This window comes from Shimia thalassica, from assembly GCF_001458215.1.
Classification (GTDB): Bacteria; Pseudomonadota; Alphaproteobacteria; order Rhodobacterales; family Rhodobacteraceae; genus Shimia; species Shimia thalassica.
Genome location: NZ_CYTW01000001.1, coordinates 364,770 through 383,911, shown reverse-complemented (window position 1 = coordinate 383,911; position 19,142 = coordinate 364,770). Strand labels below are relative to the sequence as shown.

Below are 19,142 nucleotides of genomic sequence, written 5' to 3'. Positions count from 1 at the left end.
TGCGGCCCGTCTCAGGGCCTGATTGTGGTGGGCCTGCAAGACGAGGTTGGCAGTCTGGACGGCGGTGGACAAGGCGCTGTCGACGTCGGCGCAAGACGGACAGATCGTGTCGGCGCGTGTGAAGGCGTGGCAATGGCGGCAATTCATGGGGTGGGGTCCTTTCGGTGTTTTTTTGTCTTTGGTACTCAAAGTACCCAAAACCCCCATTTGAGGTCTTTTGAGTGCCTAAACCTTAAGTGAAAGGTACTCAAAACCCCCAAAACCCTTTAGGGTTGGGGTTTGGGTACCTCTTGAGGGAAGGGGGTTTTTGTCTTTGGGTATCATTTCGTGATCTTCATCTTCGGGTCCCAAACAAAACCGTCATTCATGCAAAGCCCGTCTTTTTCGATCATATCGTTCAAGCTTCGAAGTAGGTGTTCCCGCCGCCTGTCTTTCTTCCCTTCTTCGGGCGGCGTTATTTTCCCTTTTGCGTGGTTCAAAAGATCATCAACAGAGACGATGTGATACAGCCCCGCTTCGGGCCAGCCTGTCCCGCTCGGTTTTTTCTTCGCCTCTGGTTCGGCGGTAAGTTGTTTCAGGGCGTTTACAACGATCGTCTGATTTGTCCCTTGCGCGGTTTTCTTGTTAGCCGCTTTGATTGCGTCTTTGTCGGCTGGCACGGCAACGGCGGATTTTACGGGGTGTCCCTTGGGCGATGTTCCAACGTCAAAACCTTCGATCCTGAACCCGAACTGTTCGCCATCTTCGCCGTCCCGTTGTTTCGAGATGGTCATAAGCCGCCCTTCGTCGTTTCGTTCGATCTTGATTTCGGTGTCGACTGCGCCAATCAAACTGGAATGGCCGCGCATCCCTTGGGCCACATCTTTGCCGCTGTGGTGGACAAGCTGAACGGTTGTGTCGAACTGTTCGCGGATCGTGTCGAGTTCGCCGATTAGCTGGCCCATATCTTCGGGGCTGTTTTCGTTGCCGCCCCCAAACGCGCGGTTCAGGGTGTCCACAATCAACAATACGATTTTCTTGTCTGTGTGGTTTTCGATTGCTGTCAGGCAATGCCGCAATTCCGCGCCGCTGTCTTTTTCCCGCAAATTCACGGTTGCGTTGATCGTGGCGAAGTTGGCAAGTTCGTCGTCGGTTAAGTGGTGGTGCTTTGTGGCGGCGAAAACCCGATTGGAAAACACGCCGCCCCCCTCAAGGGCCACATAGACGACAAGGCCTTGCTCGACCTCCTTCCCGCACCATGCGCGCCCTGCTGCGATAAATAGGGCCATGCTTAAGGATTGGAAGGACTTCCCCGAGCCGGGAGCCCCATACATCGCCACCGCGCCGTTCATAGGCATGATATCGCGGATAAGCCAGTTATCCTCTAGGTTGGGAATGGCCGTGTCGGACCCAAAGCGAACCGCGAACTGTTCAAGCCGTTCTGCGTCGGTTTTCTTTCCTGCTGGGGCTATCCAGTTCCCACCTTTTTCATCCCATATCTTGCCGTCGGCTCTTGGGATTTCTGGCGGCGCGTCGAACGAAAGTTGGGCGGCGTCTAGCTGGCTTTCATCAAGCCCGCTCAGGGGCGCGGCGTTGTTGTCTTGTGGCATAGATTTGGCCTGTTGGTATTGGGCCCCTCTTGCCTTGCAGAATGCATCACGCTAAACTGAAACCTGTTGGTTTTTGGGAAGTTCGTGGTATTACTTCGCATTCGGACAAGGCGCTCCTTTGGGGCGTCTTTTTCGTTTTATGGTTCATTGGCGGGACCTTTCTATTTGTCGTTCTATTCTGCCCATACTGACCTATCAGGTCCAGCGGGGGCGGGGCAAATTCAAGCCTTCGGGGCGATCTGTTTCAGCTTTTCGTAAAACACCTTTCGAACCTCTGGGTCTGCGCGTTTAAAGGCTGTTGCCAAGATTTCCATTTGGCCCTGTTCTTCGATTTTAACGGGGCGCAAATCATCTTCGATGCGTTTATCTTTATACATTCCAATCGCGCGACAAATCCCGATACCTTGCCGTCCGTCGGTGCCAAGCTGCGATCGGGCGTTGTCGTATCGTTTGGCCTCTGTTGGTGTCATACGTTCGCCTGCCATTATCAGCCCTTCGATAAGTTCTTCGGCTGCGTGGTCGGCAACGTCCAGATCGTTGATTAGGATTTCGGCGATCGTTTCCATGCTGTTTGTGATGCTGGCCCCTGTCACAAGGTCGGCAACGGCGTCGCGAAGGCCTACCTCGCCGCGTTTGGTCCGCATATCCCCCGCAAACCCTTTGCCAGCTACGGCCATGCCGCCAACGTCGCCGCCCAAGCTGTGCGCAAGGGCCTTGGCGATCTGGGGTAGGGCCTCGCCTTCAACTTTCGTTAGGCTGTGCGTGGGGGTCTGCCATGGGGTCGCGTCTTCGTATTGCAGGCGCGCGCCTGATGGGTGCAGGCCGTGTAGATGCACAAACTGCCCCGCGTGGGCTGCGTCGCAGCCAATCGCCCCGAACGGGGTTTTAACAAAGCCGTCATTGGCGAGTTTCGGGGTGGTTTTGCCTGCGCCGTAAATCAGCATGAGACGGGGGCTATTATCGCGAAAACGCACGAGCGGTGCGGGGCCTGCAATATCTTCGATCGAAGCGCGCGCGTCGGCAACGGCGTCGGCGTCGTCTAGGTCCAGATCAAAGGTAACAAGCCCCGTAGTCGACGCGCCTGTTCCTAAGTGAGGAAGCTTCGATAAGGTCCCCGCGTTGGTCATTTGTCGCGGGATTGCGGGTTCTGGGTCCTGCGGGTCGTATTGGAATTGCGGCCATTTGCTGAACAAAGGCTTTTTGCCCGTTTCGTCGCTTGGAATGACGATGTATCCGCAACGCCATAGGCCATGCCGAACGTTCAGAATATCGTTCCATTCATCATTCGAGACGCGCCAACGGCGTTTCGGTTGCGTTGCAATGGGGGGTGATGTATTTTTAGCCATGAGGCGTCCTTCTGTTACAAGGTCGTTTTTGTTTGCTGCTGTCCGCGACGAACAACAGGCCTCGTTTGAGCGTTTGCGGCGCTCGCGGGGCCTCTCAATCTTAATCCCCTGAACCCGATTTGGCGACCAAAAATTCTGTTTATTTGCAGGACCTTACAGGTTGTCAGGGCTTGGGCTTGAGGCTGTTTAGCGGTTATGGTGACCGCTAATGCTTGTTGAAAACGCCCTTGGCCAATAACGCCGCATTCACCCGACCTTAACAACTTTGGTGTTGATATTCGTGAATAACACCCTCATATTGAGGGCATGAACGAAGCCGAACCAATCCCCTTTATGGGGCCTGACCTATTCATAAAGAACGTCCGTAACTACGCCAATGTACACCACATGGTGGTCATTACGGACCATGCAAAATCAAGAATGCTAGAGCGGGATTTAACCCGCCGCATGATCTTGCGTGTGCTCGAACGTGGGACATTGGCCTCGGGTCCGTCATGGAACCCTGACAAGGGAAGTTGGGAAGGGAAGGTTTCAGGGGTCGCCGCTGGTATGCGGGTGTCCGTTGTCTGCGCCATTCACAATGGCGCGATGATTGTCACCGTCATAACCGCGCATAGGGGCGGTCGCTGAAAGCGAAAGGAGAGAACTATGTCTGAACTGTTCCATTACGTGGACTGTGGCCTGCCATCTATCTGGTTGGAGGGCGGCGTTGAAGTTACCGAGACGCCATATGGCTCTGCGACTTCGATTGCCAATCTGGACGGGCTGCATCATGAAATTGCGATGGATATCATAGCGAGCCCGCATGTCATGACGGGGGCTGAGTTTCGCTTTATCAGAATTGAATTGGATATGTCGCAAAGGGCGCTGGCTGACCTTATCAAAACGTCGGTGAAGAATATCCAACGCTGGGAAAAAGAACGGGACGCGAAAGTGACTGGCCCTGCAAGTGTGGCGGTCGGCTTGCTCTATGCCGCATCGCGATCTGACGAAAAAATCCACGAACTCGTTAAAGGCCTTGCTGCGCTTGATCGACAGATCGTTGAATTAGAACATCACAAATTCAAGCTGGAAGGCGAACATTGGGCGGTCGCCTGACTGTCGTTTCGTCTAGGAAACAAGCTTGTTGAACATGCAAAGCCCCTGCCACCTCTGGCGGGGGCTTTTTATCGGTTGCGGCAACCGCTGCTATTTCTTCATCGCTGCAGCGCTGGCCTTAAACGTTTCGACCAAGGCAATTTCTTTGTCGCTCATTGGTTCAATGCCCAAGCTTTCGAAGACTTCCCAAGCGTGGCGTAGCGCCTCGGGCGACGGGTTGCCCTGTGGAGCCATAACCTTTTTCAGCGCCTTGTAATCCTTGAGGTCCAGAACGTGCTTTGACTTCAAAAGCTGCGTCAAACGCTCGTTCATTTTTTCAACGTTGGCGATCAAGGTTTCGAAACGCTCGTCGTGGGCGTAATGTGCGAGTTCGACGGCCTTGGCGTAGGTTGCGGCCTCGAATTCCCGCTCCAACCGTTTCCTGTGCGCTGCAATGGCGGCTGTCAGGCGATCCTTGGCCGACGCCCCGATAGGTTGGCTTCCATCGCGTCGGGTTCGGTGGCTGGGGTATCCGTTAGGCCGTCCATCATCGCCACAATCGAGGAATATCGGCGTTTGTATTTATCTGGATGCACGCAACTGTCCGACAGGTCCGAAATTCGAGCCCTATGGGTGTCTGGGTGATGTGCTTCTTGCTCATTCGGTTGCCCCGATACTATCATCGGCCTCCTTGGCGAACCTGCCCACTTCCGATCGCGGTATCAAAACGACTTTGCCTCGCTGAACCGCTTTCAACGTCCGCGCCTTGATCCAACGGTGAACCGTAACGCTCGACACGCCCATGGCTTCTGCAAACGCGGTTGGGCTCATAAATACCTTTTCTTCGGCCATTGGTTTTCTCCTACTGTCTTATGCGCCCCTCGTGGGCTCTCTTAACTTTGGTAAACAGCCTTCGTGTGGATTAAAAGGGTTACGCCTTACTTATATGCAAAACGCTACGGTTATAAACACCTATTCGGTCTTGCAATGCATTCTTACGGCATCTATGACGTACAGCCGTTACCCCACCGTCCCTTTTGAAGGCCCAAAAGTGCATAGGAGCGAATATGCGAAAAGCTGAACTCTGGAATAACCAGAAAATCGACGGCTGGGCGGCACGAATGTCGCAATTGTCGATCGAAGAAATCGACGCGAACCGCGAAGCGGATTGGCGCTATGAAGCCCCGCTTTTCCAATATACCCACAAAGAAGATATCTTTGCCTTCCTGCGCGAAATCTACGGGTTCTGGGCCCCGCTCGACGACGGCGGCGATTCTACCTTTCTCGACGACCCTGCCCGCGAACGGGTGACAGCGTCCAAGCTGAACCTGATTTGCTCGCAACTGATCCACTCTGGCGAAGTCAACGTCGATTTAAGCGAGGACATGGTACCCTTCGTCAATTACGGGACTTTACGTGCCAAGATGGGCTTCGATGCGGCAAAAGATTGGAAAGAGCGGCCCGACTTTCGTGCCTGCCATCATTGCGGGGGCCTGTTCCCTGTCCGCCGATCCGATGCGAAGTTCTGTTCGGGTCGCTGTCAAACCGCCTTTTGGCGCGCGAACAGGGGGGCGAAATAATGGCGTCAGTCTATCAACGTGATGGGGGCAAGTGGCTTGCGGCCCTTCGTATTCCCTGCCCTGCTGGGTCCGTCCGGGCCGACGGGTCGCCCGTCCTGATCCGCAAAAACAAAACCATCAAGGCGAAATCCAAAGCGGCGGCGCTACGGGATGCCAACGCGCTCGAAAAGCAACTACGGGACAACCCCGCCGCGCCCGTCACCGATGGGTCGCTTGAATGGTTCCTGCTGCAAATTTTTCTCCCATACCAAAGAGCCAACAAGGCGCTGAAAACGGCCCACAGGGATGCCCAATTGGCTAACGGGGTGTTACGGCTCATGAACGGGGCGATGAAGCTAACAGACGTGCGGAAACCCGCGTTTGTGGCGCTTGTCGATGCGGCGCGGAAAGAAGTCTGGCCAGTCGATCATCCCAAAGCGGGGCAAAGCCGAAACGGGGCGCGGAACGTGCACCACATCTGGGGCTTTCTCAAAAAGGCTATGGCTCATGCCTATGATGAAGGTCTGATTACTTGGAACGTCCGCGTCGAAGGTGTGAAGGCTCCCCCTGTGCCCAAGCGGGGCCCGAACGTCAAAATGGCAACGGCGGATGAAACGCAAATCTTGGTTGATGCCCTGCGTAACGGCCATGAAAAGCTGAACCGAAACGACGCCGATTTGGCCGATGTGGTCGAGTTCGGTTTTCTAACGGCTTGCCGCAAGCAAGAAACCCTTGGCCTGCCTTGGGCCCATGTGCATTTGAACGCGGAAACGCCGTTTGTCATTATCGAAGATGTGACAGAAGAGGCGGGCGGTATCTTCCGAATTCGGCGGGGCACCAAAACAAGCGCCAAAACAGGCGAACTTGGCCGCAAGGTCTATCTCGTGCCCGATGCTTTGGCCCTGCTACGGCGGCGCAAGGAAGCCGACAAGGGCGTCGTCTGGAATGTCGATCGGCTGGTGTTCCCTGATCCTCGCACAGGGCGCGTCTGGCGTCCGTCGGCGGTGTCCTCAATGGTGCAAACGGCTGCAAACAATCTGGGCGTAACGGCTGGGCTGCATTCGCGTCGGCACGGCGGAATTACGCACCTGATCGAACAAGGCGTTCCGTTGGAAACCGTTTCGCAATTTGCGGGGCATGCCGATCCTACCATGACTGCCTCAACGTACGGCTGGGTCACTGAGGCGCTTGCCCAAAAGCAATTGGTCGCAATCGCGGGTGGTCTGTCGTCAACGCCGAAACCCAAAACCGACGCGACGGGGGATGATCTGCCCCCAGAGGTTATGCTGAAAGCCATGGAATACGCCCAAGCGTCGGGGCAACCGTTAGAGGTGGTTTTGGCTGTCCTGCGGGGCGCAGGGGCGGCTCAAGCGGCTGAGTAACGCCTATTGTGTTGCTCTGGTTACTCTGGGTCGCCTGCGTTACGAAATCGGGCAAATCGGGCAAATGTTACAATTGGGCGTTACATAAAGCCGTTTAGGCCTTACCTATCGCCAAGGCCTATTGCCTAAAAGCTGTTTATTCTCAAATAGTTGTAAATGGCAGGGGCACACAGACTCGAACTGTGGGCCTACGGTTTTGGAGACCGTCGCTCTACCAACTGAGCTATACCCCTAAGGCCACGGGTTTCCTATGCCACTACGCGAGAGGACTCAAGAGGAAAAAACAACCTAATGCGTGGTTTTCCCGTTGGTTGTGCCGCACGCCCCGAGCAGGTAGTAACCGGACACAGGAGAGATGCCCGTGAGTTTGAGAAAAAAGATCGCAGACAGCCAGCTGGTCCAGAGCTTTGCAACAACCTTGTTCGAGCTGTATGTCCGATTCTGTCATGTCACATCACGATGGGAACGGGTCGGCTTTGAACCCATGGAAGAGGCCGTTCAAACCGGAGAGGCCGTCATTGTCGCGATCTGGCACCAGCGCCTGATGATGTCTCCTTACATTTTTGACACGTCCCTCGCGCCGATCTGTTCGCTGACGTCTGATGCCCGTGCCGGACGGCTGGCAGGTGATCTGCAGCGCCGGTTTGGATTTGACAGTATTTCCATGAACAGCCGCACCCGCCATGTCGTGGCTTCCAGAGAGATTCTCAAACGAATCCGCAACGGCGTCTCTATCGGGATCGCCTCGGATGGCCCCCGCGGTCCGGCGCGCGTATGTTCGACCGTCCCGATCGTCTGGGCCCGCTCCTCTGGAAAACGCGTGTTCACCGTGTCCTTCTCGCAAAAGCGCGTTATCGCCCTGCCAACCTGGGACGATATGTGGTTGCCCACTCCGTTTTCCAAAGGTGTCTTCCTTTGCAAGGAATGGGAACAGGACGTCCCCCGCAAAGCCGACGACGAGACCTACGAAACACTGCGTCTTGATCTCGAACAGGCCCTTGAAGAGATCACGGCCGCCTCGGACAAGCAAAGTGGCCGCGGATAGGCGGCTTAGGGTTTCGTCTCGAATTGAAAGGCTTTTCGTTTTTCTGGATTGGCTTTCACGGCCTCGATCAGCCGACGCATATACCGGTCCAGCGGAAATCCCTTTAGGCGTTGTTTCATATTCCTGAGCGCCTGAATCATCTCGCGATCCCCGAACTCTGCGACGCTTATATCCTTCAGAACATCCACAGGGACCGCCTTGGTGCACAAGAATGAAACCGAGTGTTTGGGGATATAGGCAACCGGCTCAAAATAGGGCTGTAACAATGCCATCTGCGCCGCGATCCACGGCTGCTGCCACCAGAGGAAATCCTGCTGCACCACCACCGACTTGCCCGGAATCAGGTGCGGGAAAAACTGGCGACTCATCAGGTCCATCGTTTCAGCCGTTTTAGAGGCATCCATGACCAAAAGCTCAATATCACCGCCATGCCAGCCCAGCTCTTCTATGCGGCCCTTATGCAGTTTGATTTGATCGCCCCAAGGCTCTAGAAAAAACTGCGCCAAGGGCAACAGGTCCGTCCCTGAAAACTCGGGCAAAGGACGCGGGGACAAACCGCATTCCGATGCAGGAGGCCGCGCAAGATAGCGCGCATGCCGCTTTGTCAGGGCCCGGTATTTGCCAACCTCAAATTTGTCATAGGCATGAACGATCTCGGATTTCTCTGCCTGCTTGAAACCTTCCGCAAGGCACGCCGCTGATCCGCCTGCAAAAGACCCAAGATCAGCCACCGCGCCGCATCCCTGAAACCACTCGCGGGTCAGCCAAAGATAAAAGGCCTGCTCCTCGATATTCAGCATTGTCGGCACCAAGGCCGCTTGCCGCAAGCCTTTGGCGTCAATGCCTTGCCAGTCTTTGCTGGCAAACATGCTCACGTGGTCTTGGATGGTTGAGGGAAATCCGGACTGATCTGCCATTCACAATATCCTGAAATCAAAAGTGCTTACCGCAGCATATCGACACTTTTGCATAACGGCACTGGAAAAGAGAATGGCGTTCGAAATGTGGGAACCGCTGTCAATTTTGATTGGGACAAGCGCGGGATACAGCTGCAAAGCAAAAAGGCCGCCCTTGGGCGGCCTTTCCGGTATTCAGATCGAAGAGAGATTACTCGACGATTTTCGATACAACACCCGAACCAACGGTACGGCCGCCTTCACGGATCGCAAAGCGCAGGCCTTGCTCCATCGCGATTGGTGCGATCAGCTCGACGTTGAACTTCAGGTTGTCGCCTGGCATGACCATTTCGGTACCTGCTGGCAGTTCAACTGTGCCGGTCACGTCAGTTGTACGGAAGTAGAACTGTGGACGGTAGTTCGCGAAGAATGGCGTGTGACGGCCACCTTCATCCTTGGTCAGGATGTAGGCTTCTGCTTCGAACTTGGTGTGTGGTGTAACCGAACCTGGCTTACACAGAACCTGACCACGCTCAACCGACTCACGGTCGATACCACGCAGCAGAGCGCCGATGTTGTCGCCTGCTTCACCGCGATCCAGCAGCTTGCGGAACATTTCAACACCGGTACAGGTGGTTGTGGTGGTGTCTTTGATACCAACGATTTCGATGTTGTCGCCAACATTGATCACGCCACGCTCAACACGGCCGGTTACAACTGTACCACGACCCGAGATCGAGAACACGTCTTCGATCGGCATCAGGAAAGGCTCGTCAACAGCACGTGGTGGCTGTGGGATGTATTCGTCAACAGCCGCCATCAGCTCGGCAATTTTGTCTTTGCCGATGTTGTCGTCACGGTCTTCCAGAGCAGCCAGAGCCGAACCAGCGATCACAGGAATGTCGTCACCTGGATAGTCGTATTCGGTCAGCAGTTCACGGATTTCCATTTCAACGAGCTCGAGAAGCTCTTCGTCGTCAACCTGGTCAACTTTGTTCATGAAAACAACCATCGAAGGGATGCCAACCTGGCGACCCAACAGGATGTGCTCACGAGTCTGAGGCATTGGGCCGTCAGCAGCGTTCACAACCAGAATAGCGCCGTCCATCTGAGCCGCACCAGTGATCATGTTCTTAACATAGTCAGCGTGGCCGGGGCAGTCGACGTGTGCGTAGTGACGGTTTTCGGTTTCATACTCAACGTGTGCAGTCGAGATGGTGATGCCGCGAGCTTTTTCTTCGGGCGCGCCGTCGATCTCGTCATACGCTTTGAAGTCACCAAATTGCTTGGTGATCGCTGCGGTCAGCGTCGTTTTACCGTGGTCAACGTGACCGATGGTGCCGATGTTGCAGTGCGGCTTACTGCGTTCAAACTTTTCCTTAGCCATGATCGAGGCGCCTTCTAGTTGGATGGGTGGGCCCGAGTGGCCCAAATGTGTCTACCGCGCGCGACATATTGCTTTGCGCAGCAAAAATCAAGCGCGACTTCGCGCTATTGGTTTTCGAGTGCTTCGCGCGATCTGCTGTCTTTGTTGTCTTTCCAGCATGCCGCCAATTCTGCAGAGCTTGGATTCGGTTTCAGACAGGCGCGATTCTCGTGCAGCCACTCTTCAATTGCCTTGGCCGCATTATAGGACAGATTGGCCATTTGCTCTTCCGGCCGCATCGTATAGCCCGACCCCAGCAAGGAAGACCCTGTGAAGGTTTCAAGGACAATTATTTCCTTTGGCTCGGCGTTAAACTTTTTGCCAGCCTGATCATCCCATGCGGTTACAGTCAGGATCAGCGCGGATTTTGGCGCCATCAAAACCGGCACACCCGGTTGGGCCAGCACATAGCCGGCAACGTTGATTCCAAGGTGTACCAGCCGTTCGCCGTCATACCGGCCAAGGCGGGCATCAACCGCACTCTCGACCGAAGCTTCCCAGCGTTCAGGCGATCCTTCACGCGACAACGGGCCTTTGGTCAGGTTCTTGGTGACCGCAATATTGTGCCCCAGAACAAAGTCCCCGAGATCAACAAGAGGTTCATCCACCGGCGTTGTTGGCACGGAACAACCTACCAAAGCGAACAGAACGGCAAAAACGGCAAAGATACGGATCATTCGACTGGGTCCTACGAAAAGATATCCCAAGCGGCATACCTCATGCCTTCTCACCACGCAATCAACGCTCTGAGATTTGCTGCGGGCGCCTGACCGACCTATGTTATTTTGCATCAGGAGAGATTTATGCACGATCCAGCTTTTCCCGCCTATGTTCCCTTTGCCACTGAACCCTTGGGGTTGATGGGGTCATTGCGGGCTGCACGCACGAACCTGCTTAGCATCCTGCCCGAACTGGCTGTCCGCCAGCCGATGGTCTCGGGCCGCACAGGCATCCGGTGGCATATGGTTATGGAACCGGGGGCGATCCGCAGGATTCTTCTCGAGAACGTGAATAATTATCCTAAATCGAAAGCCACCAAAAACATTCTGCGCCCCGCAATCGGAGACAGCCTGTTTATCGCCGAAGACGCGCATTGGCGCTGGCAACGACGCACGGCCGCGCCTGTGTTCTCCCACCGCAACGTTCAAAGCCTTGGCCCAATCATGATTGCCGCGGCCCAGCGCAGCGCAGACCGCATCGCAGCGTCCAATGGCCGTGCGGTTGACCTTATGGAAGAAATGGTGCGCACAACATTTGACGTGATTTCGGACGTGACCTTTTCGGGAGAGGGCAGCTTTGACAGCGACGCGGTTCATCGTTCGATCGATGCCTATATCGCGGCGGCGGGCAAAGTATCGATTCTCGACATGCTCGGGGTGCCCGATTGGGTGCCGCGCCCGTCCCGCTTTACCTCCGGACCTGTCGTCGCTCAGATGAAACAGGTTGCGGATCAGGCGATTGTCGAACGCCGCAAACGCGGGGCGTCGGCGGTGCCTGACCTTCTCGATATGCTTCTTTCCGGTCAGGATCCGGAAACCAAGCGCAAGATGAATACAGCTGAACTGCGCGACAACCTGTTGACCTTTATTGTGGCGGGGCATGAGACAACCGCCCTCACCCTTGCATGGTCGACCTATCTTTGTGCCTTTGCCCCCGAGGTACAGGACAAGGCCCGCGCAGAAATAGCCGATGTCACGGGCGGTGGCCCTGTGAAAACCGAACACGTTGGCGACCTTTCGTATTTGCGCATGATTGTTGACGAAGCACTGCGGCTTTACCCCCCTGCTGGCATCCTGTCGCGCACGGCCAAAGAATCTGATGTGTTATGTGGCCGCGATATCCACCCTGGCGACACGGTTATGCTTCCGGTTTATGCGCTGCACCGCCACCATGACCTTTGGAAGAACCCCAACGCCTTTGATCCGGAACGTTTTGCGGATCGCAAAGCGGTCGACAGATATGCCTACCTTCCCTTCGGGGACGGACCCCGCATCTGCATCGGGGCCAGCTTTGCCATTCAGGAAGCCGTGCTCATCCTTGCCACGCTGCTGCAAAGGTTTCGCTTTGATCTGGTCGCGGGGCGCCCGCCGGAACCGGTGATGATCCTGACCCTGCGCCCGGACACCGGCGTCTGGCTGACCGCGACACCGGTCTAGACGCGACCGCCGCGCATCGCGCGGCTTGGCCCAACATCTGGCAGGGGCACAGCCCCGAAGATGGCGGGCGTGCCCTACTTAGTCACAAATGTTTTGCAGGGCGTGCCATTCGACGTCGGTCAATATGGGTTGGGCCTCAAACCCGTCAGGGGTCGCGGCGCGCGCATCGGCGATACGAGCGCTCAATTTGGGGTGGCTCAAAAAGTGCGCCTGCACCCCGTCTGCATCACCAAACTGTGTCCGAAACGTATCGAACATATCACCCAAAGCCGAAGGAGGCACGCCCGCTTGGGACAGCACATCATAAGCAAAGGCATCCGCATCTGTTTCCGCTTGCTGGCTATGGCGCGCCTCAATCAGTTGTTCGGTCAGGAATAGCACCAAGGCCCCCCCCGCAAAATCACCGAACAAAAGACCCAGCACCCCAATGGACCCGGCAGACCGCAACGCGTGACGCGTCGGATCGCGTGACACAACATGCCCCATTTCATGTGCAAATACCGCCGCCACTTCTTCGGGTGTGTCCGCCGCCTCAATCAGGCCCCTGAAAAACACGATATGGCCCCCAGGCAAGGCAAACGCATTCACCATGTCATGGTCCAACACACGAACCGTCAAAGGATCCTTTTGCGGGCTCAGCCGCGCTTCCATTTTGGCAAGGGCCGCCAGCCCCTCTTCGTTTTCACAAAATGGCAACGGAGCGATGCCGGTCTCGTCAAGCGCTGTGCGAATCTGTTCCAGCGTCGCTTGCCCCAAAGCATGTTCCCCCTTTGCGGGAATCATGCCTGCCAACTGGTTCGCCATTAAAGGCACCAGCACCAGAATGATTAATGCAACGGACGCCACCGCACCGGCCGCCCACCGCAGCAGCCGCCACCGCGAGATATTGGCCCGCCGTTTGTGCAGGGCTGGAAACTGGTTCATCAAATTCCGGTTTGCGCTCAACAACCGTGCCAGTGGCGCAGCCTCACATCCAAGCACCAACCCCTTCTGGCCGGCCTGATCAGGGATCAAGCGAATATCTGCAATTGGCCAGTTTTGGTCGATCCCCTCTCCCCGAATTTCCAGAACGCCCGCGTTTTGATTCACCCAAAGCTGCACACTCTTTGCATGCGCGGTACGGCCATCGAACAACACGGCATCTGCATCAGGTGGCAAGGTTCCGGAGCGGACCACTCTGGGAATAATCGAGCTCATATCGCGGCCCCCACATCCAATGCTTCGGCAAAGCCTTCGGCCTCTTCAAAACTGTCGCGCCCCCTCTGCTGCACCAGATGCAGGGCCTGAGGGTCTATGACCGTTAGAGTTTCGGAATAGTGGCGCCATAGCGGCATAGTCACAAAGGCATGCGCAACCGCCCCCCATGCCAAAAATATCGCGAAGTAGGACCCGATCGACACCGCGGTCAGAGCCCATGAAGAAAGAGACGTCAGGTTCGCAGCCCCGCCCGAGGCCAAGGCTTCGACACCTCCCATCAGGGCCAAAAGCATAAATCCGATAGGAACAAGGAAGATAGTTACGACAAAGCTGCTCAGCCCATAACCCAGAACGTAAATCCAGAACACGCGCAGGGGCTTGGGACGGGCATGAAACACAATCCCCCCTGCCCGTTTGGCATTTGTCAAAAGTTCCCAGGTTTTCACCTTATAGTAAGCCAGACCGAAACCGCCCCAGATCACAGCGACTAAGGCAACCGAAATACCCCAGATGTTGTCGGCCCAAAGCAGAAGCGCCGCAATCCCCGCAACCACCGCTGCCAAGAAAACGTGTTTGGTTGCCGTGTACAACATGGTCCATTTGCCTTCCTGCTCAAGGCGGACATCACCGTACCATGTTCGGTCGGTCCGGTACTTCTCGAGCCAGAAAGTCATGCGCGGCCAAAGCAGCCCTCCGGTCAGGATCGTTACCGCCCAATGCACAAGTGCCCGCCACGCATACCCCCATGCCCCCGGTTCAAGACCGAACCGGATACCGCGCCAGCGGGTACGAGCCAAAACATACCGACGCGCCCGATACCGCGCATAGAACCAAAGCGGCACAACACCTGCAAAACTCAAGGCGTAGGCCGCAAAATTGCCCTCGAACAAGGAAAAGCTGACGAACATCAAAAGAAGATTAACGATCCCGATATAGAAGGCCAGAAAGGCAACCGCGATCAGGAAACCCAGAAGTTTCTCGAGCGGATCGCCTGTATACTCTGCCGGAGCACCCCCAACACGCACGCCGGACCAGTACCAGCGCCGCAATCGGGTTTTCATCCAAAAGCGGTAAAACCCCAAGGTAAGCACCGTCAGAAGACCCGTTTTCAGAGCAAGGCCAAAGACACGCCCACGATCACCGATAAACTCGCCATCCAGAACATTCAGATCGGGTCCATAAAGGGTATTCTCGACAAAGGTCGCGCCAAGATCTTTGGGGCCTTCGTCCCCATCGTCACCCATCCCTTTGGTCCAGGGGGAATCATCGGTCATGCAAAAAGCCTTTTGGACAAAACGTGGAACTCATAACGACTCGGAAACAAAAAAGCCGCCCCGATCAATAAGGGGCGACTTCTTCTTATCATTCAACCTCTGATCAGGTGAACTTGTGATTGCGCGGGAACCCATAGGGGGGCTTTTTGCCCACGCCCGCCCGCTTGCCCAGCCATTCGCTCATGTCGGGTTCGGTGCGTGTTTTCCCGCCGCCCATCTCCCAACTCAGACCATCAGCCCAGTTGAACGTGGTGATATCGGCAAGCCCTCCATCAAGCTCCAACGTCCCCTGACGTCCGCGTGCCATGTTATATTTCTGCAACCGGACCCCTTTGCCGCGCCCCATCTCTGGCAACTCTGCCACGGGGAACACAAGGAATTTTCCGTTCTCGGACACGACGGCAACGTGGTCTCCGCTCACCGGATGACAGATCATGGCCCTTGCATCGTCTTTTACGTTCAAAACCTGCTTGCCGTTGCGGGTTTGCGCGATGACATCCTTTTCAGGCACCACAAAACCATCTCCTGCCGAAGATGCGACAAGCAACTTGTTCTCGGGATTATGGATCAGGATATCGACGATCTCGACCTCGTTGGGCAGATCGACGATCAACCGCAACGGCTCTCCCATACCACGACCACCGGGCAGGTTTGCCGCGCTCACCGTATAGAAGCGTCCGTTGGTGCCAAACACCAGCAAACGATCCGTGGTTTCCGCGTGGAAAATGAAACGGGGGCCGTCGCCATCCTTGAACTTCAACTCGCGCGTCAGATCGATATGGCCTGACATCGCGCGGATCCATCCCATCTGGGAACACACCACGGTGATCGGCTCTTTGTCGATCATCGCCTCAAGCGGCACGTCTTCGATCTCGCCCGCCTCGGCAAACACGGTGCGTCTTGCGCCGCCTTCATAGTTTTTGCCGAACTGAAGTCTGGCCTCTTTAAGCTGCTCGGCAATCCGTCCCCATTGCAGGTCTTCGCTTGCCAGCAAATCTTCCAGCCCCGCGCGCTCTTCCATCAAGGCATCGCGCTCGCGGATCAGTTCCAGCTCTTCCAAGCGGCGCAAGCTGCGCAAACGCATGTTGAGAATGGCTTCGGCCTGAACTTCGCTCAGCTCACCTTCGCCCTTGGCCGGCAGCGGGGATACATAATCACGCTCGGTTGTGGCCCGAACATGGTCGATGCCCCAGTCTTCGGCCATCAGCGCCTGTTTCGGCGCATCGTCATAGCGGATGATATCAATCACACGATCCAGATTGAGGAAGGCAATGATAAAGCCTTCCAGAACTTCCAGACGGTGGTCAATTTTTTCCATCCGGTGGGTCGAGCGGCGGATCAAGACCTCGCGACGGAAATCAAGGAATGCCCGCAGCACTTCCTTCATCGAACAGACCTTTGGCGTCACGCCATCGATCAGCACATTCATGTTTAAACTGAAACGAACTTCGAGATCGCTGTTGCGGAACATCATGTTCATCAGAACTTCAGGATCCACGTTTTTAGAACGAGGCTCGAGGATGACGCGCACATCATCAGCCGACTCATCCCGGATATCCGCCAGAATGGGGATCTTTTTGGTCTGGATCAGCTCGGCGATTTTTTCGATCAGCTTGGATTTTTGAACCTGATAGGGAATTTCGGTAACAACAACCTGCCACTGTCCACGCCCGAGGTCCTCGATCTCCCACTTACAACGCAACCGGAAAGATCCGCGCCCCGTCCGATAGGCCTGGGCGATGCTTTCGCGTGGCTCAACGATAACCCCGCCCGTTGGGAAATCCGGTCCGGGCACATAGTTCAACAATGTATCTTCACGCACATCAGGCGTCTTGATCATATGCAAGCAGGCATCGCACAGCTCGGAAATATTGTGCGGCGGAATGTTCGTGGCCATGCCTACGGCAATCCCGCTTGACCCGTTGGCCAGCAAATTCGGGAAGGTCGCCGGAAGCACCACAGGCTCGGTCAGCGTGCCGTCATAGTTCTCGCGAAAATCAACGGCGTTTTCGTTCAGCCCCTGAAGCAGCGCTTCTGCAACCGGCGTCATGCGAGCTTCTGTGTACCGCGCCGCAGCGGGGTTATCCCCGTCGATGTTGCCAAAGTTCCCCTGCCCGTCGACCAGAGGATACCGCACGTTAAAGTCCTGCGCGAGACGCGCCATCGCATCATAGATCGCCGCATCGCCATGCGGGTGATAGTTGCCCATCACGTCGCCGGAAATTTTGGCGGACTTACGAAAGCCCCCGTTTGAAGCCAGCTTCAATTCGCGCATGGCATAGAGAATCCGACGGTGTACGGGCTTGAGACCATCACGCGCATCGGGCAACGCCCTGTGCATGATCGTCGACAGCGCATAGGTCAAATACCGCTCGCCAATGGCACGGCGCAGCGTTTCAGTAACCTCGGTTCCGGGGATGTCTTCTTCGTCGATCGTATCTGTCATGCTCTTGGTGTAGCCCCAAGCGTCGCCACGAACAAGAAAGCCACGGGGAAATTCCCTGTATTTTTTCCATTAATAGAATCGTCGGCGCCTGTGATACTCTGTTGAAATACTATCCGGTATTTTCATTGCGAGTTATTCCTTAGGGAGCGTTACATATGACACGGTTCATTTTCTTGAGCTTTGCCTTTCTAGGGTGGGCTTTCTATGAATTCAGCGGCGGCGGGGACTTTGTTCCTGAAACGCCCAAACGCCTTGAGAAATACGCTGACGAAAGTGTACCTCCGCCCAAGGTGACCAGCACGCAATCGACCGAACCTGTTCAGGTCGCGTCTTTAGCAGCACCCGTTGCGGCGGTGCCAACCACTTTTGCTGCGCAATCTGCAAATCAGCCCGTTGTCGAACAGGTCGCGTTTACGGCCCCGACACCGGCGCCGAACCAGTCGCTGGTCTCGGCCCCGTTCGCAAACACATCTAACGAAGCCCTCTTTACTCTTTCCGATCCCGCCAGTGTTCCCCAGACAGCCACCACTCAGAATGGAACGCAAACGCTGGCAGGTTTGACCCAACCCGAAGCGCCGCGCGATTTGCGCAAAGTTCGTGCAAATCGCATCAACATGCGAAACGGACCCGGGACGCAGTACAATGTTCTCGCCAAGTTATCCAAGGGCGAGAAGATTTTGGTGCTCCAGGATCCGGGCAAGGGTTGGGTCAAATTCCGTGTAATCGACTCGGGCCGTGTCGGCTGGGCTGCTGAAAGCCTTCTTGAAACAGCCTCCTGACCCGAGCACCCGGTCCGATCCGCCCAGACAGTCGCGCCTTTCCGTTTCAGCTGTTGAGATCACCTTTCGAATCCCCTAGCACTCTTGGCAAGCAGTTTTGAAAGGCTTGTCATGTCGACCAGATCCATACTTATCACAGGCTGCTCTTCCGGAATCGGCTATGATGCCGCCTGCGGATTACGCGACCGCGGATGGCGTGTTTTTGCCTCTTGCCGCCAAGAAGCCGATTGCGAGCGCCTGCGCGCCGAAGGGTTTGAAAGCCCCCGTATCGATTACGCTGACACAGCATCAATTCACGCCGGCCTGTCCGAGGTGCTGGCGGCAACGGGGGGCACGCTGGACGCGCTGTTCAACAATGGGGCCTTTGGTCTGCCCGGTGCAGTTGAAGACCTGCCAACGGACGGGCTTCGCGAAATTTTCGAAGCTAATTTCTTTGGCTGGCATGAACTGACACGCGCGGTCATTCCCACCATGCGCAAACAGGGCAGCGGACGCATCGTGCAGTGTTCTTCTGTTCTGGGATTTGTGACCTATTCCTGGCGCGGCGCCTATGCGTCCACAAAATATGCCCTCGAAGGCTTAACAGATACCCTGCGCATCGAAATGCGTGACACCGGAATTGACGTCGTCCTGATAGAGCCGGGCCCCATTACCACAAAAATCCGGATCAACTCGATTCCGCACTTTGAAAAGTGGATCAACTGGAAACAGTCTGCGCGCGCCGATCAATACCGCAGCAGCCTTCTTAAACGTCTCTATGATGGCCCTAATGGTCCCGATCCTTTCGAACTGCCGCCCTCGGCTGTTACCGCCAAACTCGTCAAGGCGCTTGAAAGCAAACGCCCGAAACCGAGGTATTATGTCACCACCGCCACCTATATCAGCGGCATCGGCAGACGCATCCTTCCAACACGCTGGCTGGACTGGATCATTGCCAAGAGCTGAAACCCTGTTACATAGCAGCAAAGCG

19 protein-coding genes and 1 tRNA gene are annotated in these 19,142 nt (G+C 55.8%); 8 read left to right on the top strand and 12 right to left on the bottom strand.

Going from position 1 to position 19,142, the window contains the following annotated elements; translation table 11 throughout:
- Positions 1-320: 320 nt before the first annotated feature.
- The gene (locus tag PH7735_RS01725) at positions 321-1,589 is read right to left on the bottom strand and encodes an AAA family ATPase (protein ID WP_058309609.1); all 1,269 of its coding nucleotides are present in this window, start codon (positions 1,587-1,589) and stop codon (positions 321-323) included.
- Positions 1,590-1,810: 221 nt separating this feature from the next.
- Positions 1,811-2,935 (bottom strand): hypothetical protein, encoded by a 1,125-nt coding sequence (locus PH7735_RS01720; RefSeq protein WP_058309608.1) that lies wholly within the window; start codon positions 2,933-2,935, stop codon positions 1,811-1,813.
- A gap of 306 nt (positions 2,936-3,241) precedes the next feature.
- On the opposite strand from PH7735_RS01720, the gene PH7735_RS21215 reads away from it, so the two are divergent.
- Positions 3,242-3,565 carry a DUF4258 domain-containing protein gene (locus PH7735_RS21215; protein WP_058309607.1) on the top strand — a complete coding sequence of 108 codons (324 nt, stop codon included), beginning with the start codon at positions 3,242-3,244 and terminating at the stop codon, positions 3,563-3,565.
- 18 nt (positions 3,566-3,583) lie between these two features.
- Positions 3,584-4,033, top strand: coding sequence for a helix-turn-helix domain-containing protein (locus tag PH7735_RS01710; protein WP_058309606.1), 450 nt, complete (start codon positions 3,584-3,586; stop codon positions 4,031-4,033).
- Between the two features lie 90 nt (positions 4,034-4,123).
- On the opposite strand, the gene PH7735_RS01705 is transcribed toward PH7735_RS01710, so the two are convergent.
- From PH7735_RS01705 to PH7735_RS01700, 3 genes are all read right to left on the bottom strand, one after another.
- Positions 4,124-4,447, bottom strand: a complete 324-nt coding sequence (locus tag PH7735_RS01705; protein WP_058309605.1) for a hypothetical protein — start codon at positions 4,445-4,447, stop codon at positions 4,124-4,126.
- A 29-nt stretch (positions 4,448-4,476) separates the two neighbouring features.
- Positions 4,477-4,608, bottom strand: coding sequence for a hypothetical protein (locus tag PH7735_RS21130; RefSeq protein WP_267885799.1), 132 nt, complete (start codon positions 4,606-4,608; stop codon positions 4,477-4,479).
- A 61-nt stretch (positions 4,609-4,669) separates the two neighbouring features.
- Positions 4,670-4,864 carry a helix-turn-helix domain-containing protein gene (locus tag PH7735_RS01700; protein ID WP_058309604.1) on the bottom strand — a complete coding sequence of 65 codons (195 nt, stop codon included), beginning with the start codon at positions 4,862-4,864 and terminating at the stop codon, positions 4,670-4,672.
- Between the two features lie 215 nt (positions 4,865-5,079).
- Here PH7735_RS01700 and PH7735_RS01695 point away from each other — a divergent pair, with 215 nt between their 5' ends.
- A complete protein-coding gene (locus PH7735_RS01695; protein WP_058309603.1) occupies positions 5,080-5,592 on the top strand; it encodes a hypothetical protein in 513 nt (170 codons plus the stop codon).
- The gene (locus PH7735_RS01690) at positions 5,592-6,953 is read left to right on the top strand and encodes a tyrosine-type recombinase/integrase (RefSeq protein ID WP_058309602.1); all 1,362 of its coding nucleotides are present in this window, start codon (positions 5,592-5,594) and stop codon (positions 6,951-6,953) included. Before PH7735_RS01695 ends, PH7735_RS01690 begins: the two co-directional genes overlap by 1 nt.
- A gap of 157 nt (positions 6,954-7,110) precedes the next feature.
- On the opposite strand, the gene PH7735_RS01685 is transcribed toward PH7735_RS01690, so the two are convergent.
- A tRNA-Trp gene (locus PH7735_RS01685) sits at positions 7,111-7,186 on the bottom strand.
- A 122-nt stretch (positions 7,187-7,308) separates the two neighbouring features.
- Between PH7735_RS01685 and PH7735_RS01680 the strand changes: the two genes are divergently transcribed.
- Positions 7,309-7,998: a lysophospholipid acyltransferase family protein gene (locus PH7735_RS01680; RefSeq protein ID WP_082645105.1), complete on the top strand. Its 690-nt coding sequence runs from the start codon at positions 7,309-7,311 to the stop codon at positions 7,996-7,998.
- A gap of 5 nt (positions 7,999-8,003) precedes the next feature.
- On the opposite strand, the gene PH7735_RS01675 is transcribed toward PH7735_RS01680, so the two are convergent.
- The 3 genes from PH7735_RS01675 to PH7735_RS01665 form a co-directional block, all read right to left on the bottom strand.
- A complete protein-coding gene (locus PH7735_RS01675) occupies positions 8,004-8,915 on the bottom strand; it encodes a hypothetical protein (RefSeq protein WP_058309601.1) in 912 nt (303 codons plus the stop codon).
- A gap of 190 nt (positions 8,916-9,105) precedes the next feature.
- Positions 9,106-10,281 (bottom strand): elongation factor Tu, encoded by a 1,176-nt coding sequence (gene tuf, locus PH7735_RS01670; RefSeq protein ID WP_058309600.1) that lies wholly within the window; start codon positions 10,279-10,281, stop codon positions 9,106-9,108.
- Between the two features lie 104 nt (positions 10,282-10,385).
- Complete coding sequence (locus PH7735_RS01665; protein ID WP_058309599.1) at positions 10,386-10,997, bottom strand: hypothetical protein; 612 nt, start codon at positions 10,995-10,997, stop codon at positions 10,386-10,388.
- A 126-nt stretch (positions 10,998-11,123) separates the two neighbouring features.
- Here PH7735_RS01665 and PH7735_RS01660 point away from each other — a divergent pair, with 126 nt between their 5' ends.
- Positions 11,124-12,476 (top strand): cytochrome P450, encoded by a 1,353-nt coding sequence (locus tag PH7735_RS01660; protein WP_058309598.1) that lies wholly within the window; start codon positions 11,124-11,126, stop codon positions 12,474-12,476.
- A gap of 78 nt (positions 12,477-12,554) precedes the next feature.
- Here PH7735_RS01660 and PH7735_RS01655 read toward each other — a convergent pair whose 3' ends face one another.
- The 3 genes from PH7735_RS01655 to PH7735_RS01645 form a co-directional block, all read right to left on the bottom strand.
- Entirely contained in the window at positions 12,555-13,673 is a 1,119-nt protein-coding gene (locus PH7735_RS01655; protein ID WP_082645104.1) for a M48 family metallopeptidase, read from the bottom strand.
- The gene (locus tag PH7735_RS01650) at positions 13,670-14,947 is read right to left on the bottom strand and encodes a DUF898 family protein (protein WP_233488257.1); all 1,278 of its coding nucleotides are present in this window, start codon (positions 14,945-14,947) and stop codon (positions 13,670-13,672) included. The genes PH7735_RS01655 and PH7735_RS01650 overlap by 4 nt, the downstream gene beginning before the upstream one ends.
- A 103-nt stretch (positions 14,948-15,050) precedes the next feature.
- Positions 15,051-17,393 carry a DNA topoisomerase IV subunit A gene (locus tag PH7735_RS01645; RefSeq protein ID WP_058309597.1) on the bottom strand — a complete coding sequence of 781 codons (2,343 nt, stop codon included), beginning with the start codon at positions 17,391-17,393 and terminating at the stop codon, positions 15,051-15,053.
- A gap of 155 nt (positions 17,394-17,548) precedes the next feature.
- Between PH7735_RS01645 and PH7735_RS01640 the strand changes: the two genes are divergently transcribed.
- Together PH7735_RS01640 and PH7735_RS01635 are read left to right on the top strand one after the other, a co-directional pair.
- A complete protein-coding gene (locus tag PH7735_RS01640) occupies positions 17,549-18,172 on the top strand; it encodes an SH3 domain-containing protein (RefSeq protein WP_058309596.1) in 624 nt (207 codons plus the stop codon).
- Positions 18,173-18,283: 111 nt separating this feature from the next.
- Positions 18,284-19,117, top strand: a complete 834-nt coding sequence (locus tag PH7735_RS01635; RefSeq protein ID WP_058309595.1) for an SDR family NAD(P)-dependent oxidoreductase — start codon at positions 18,284-18,286, stop codon at positions 19,115-19,117.
- Positions 19,118-19,142 lie beyond the last annotated feature (25 nt).

What these genes read in the sequence shown, in the direction of transcription:
- PH7735_RS01725 (WP_058309609.1), bottom strand. Translation starts at nt 1,589, where the DNA reads ATGCCACAAGACAACAACGCCGCGCCCCTGAGCGGGCTTGATGAAAGC.
- PH7735_RS01720 (WP_058309608.1), bottom strand. Translation starts at nt 2,935, where the DNA reads ATGGCTAAAAATACATCACCCCCCATTGCAACGCAACCGAAACGCCGT.
- PH7735_RS21215 (WP_058309607.1), top strand. Translation starts at nt 3,242, where the DNA reads ATGAACGAAGCCGAACCAATCCCCTTTATGGGGCCTGACCTATTCATA.
- PH7735_RS01710 (WP_058309606.1), top strand. Translation starts at nt 3,584, where the DNA reads ATGTCTGAACTGTTCCATTACGTGGACTGTGGCCTGCCATCTATCTGG.
- PH7735_RS01700 (WP_058309604.1), bottom strand. Translation starts at nt 4,864, where the DNA reads ATGGCCGAAGAAAAGGTATTTATGAGCCCAACCGCGTTTGCAGAAGCC.
- PH7735_RS01695 (WP_058309603.1), top strand. Translation starts at nt 5,080, where the DNA reads ATGCGAAAAGCTGAACTCTGGAATAACCAGAAAATCGACGGCTGGGCG.
- PH7735_RS01690 (WP_058309602.1), top strand. Translation starts at nt 5,592, where the DNA reads ATGGCGTCAGTCTATCAACGTGATGGGGGCAAGTGGCTTGCGGCCCTT.
- PH7735_RS01680 (WP_082645105.1), top strand. Translation starts at nt 7,309, where the DNA reads ATGCCCGTGAGTTTGAGAAAAAAGATCGCAGACAGCCAGCTGGTCCAG.
- PH7735_RS01675 (WP_058309601.1), bottom strand. Translation starts at nt 8,915, where the DNA reads ATGGCAGATCAGTCCGGATTTCCCTCAACCATCCAAGACCACGTGAGC.
- tuf (WP_058309600.1), bottom strand. Translation starts at nt 10,281, where the DNA reads ATGGCTAAGGAAAAGTTTGAACGCAGTAAGCCGCACTGCAACATCGGC.
- PH7735_RS01665 (WP_058309599.1), bottom strand. Translation starts at nt 10,997, where the DNA reads ATGATCCGTATCTTTGCCGTTTTTGCCGTTCTGTTCGCTTTGGTAGGT.
- PH7735_RS01660 (WP_058309598.1), top strand. Translation starts at nt 11,124, where the DNA reads ATGCACGATCCAGCTTTTCCCGCCTATGTTCCCTTTGCCACTGAACCC.
- PH7735_RS01655 (WP_082645104.1), bottom strand. Translation starts at nt 13,673, where the DNA reads ATGAGCTCGATTATTCCCAGAGTGGTCCGCTCCGGAACCTTGCCACCT.
- PH7735_RS01650 (WP_233488257.1), bottom strand. Translation starts at nt 14,947, where the DNA reads ATGACCGATGATTCCCCCTGGACCAAAGGGATGGGTGACGATGGGGAC.
- PH7735_RS01645 (WP_058309597.1), bottom strand. Translation starts at nt 17,393, where the DNA reads ATGACAGATACGATCGACGAAGAAGACATCCCCGGAACCGAGGTTACT.
- PH7735_RS01640 (WP_058309596.1), top strand. Translation starts at nt 17,549, where the DNA reads ATGACACGGTTCATTTTCTTGAGCTTTGCCTTTCTAGGGTGGGCTTTC.
- PH7735_RS01635 (WP_058309595.1), top strand. Translation starts at nt 18,284, where the DNA reads ATGTCGACCAGATCCATACTTATCACAGGCTGCTCTTCCGGAATCGGC.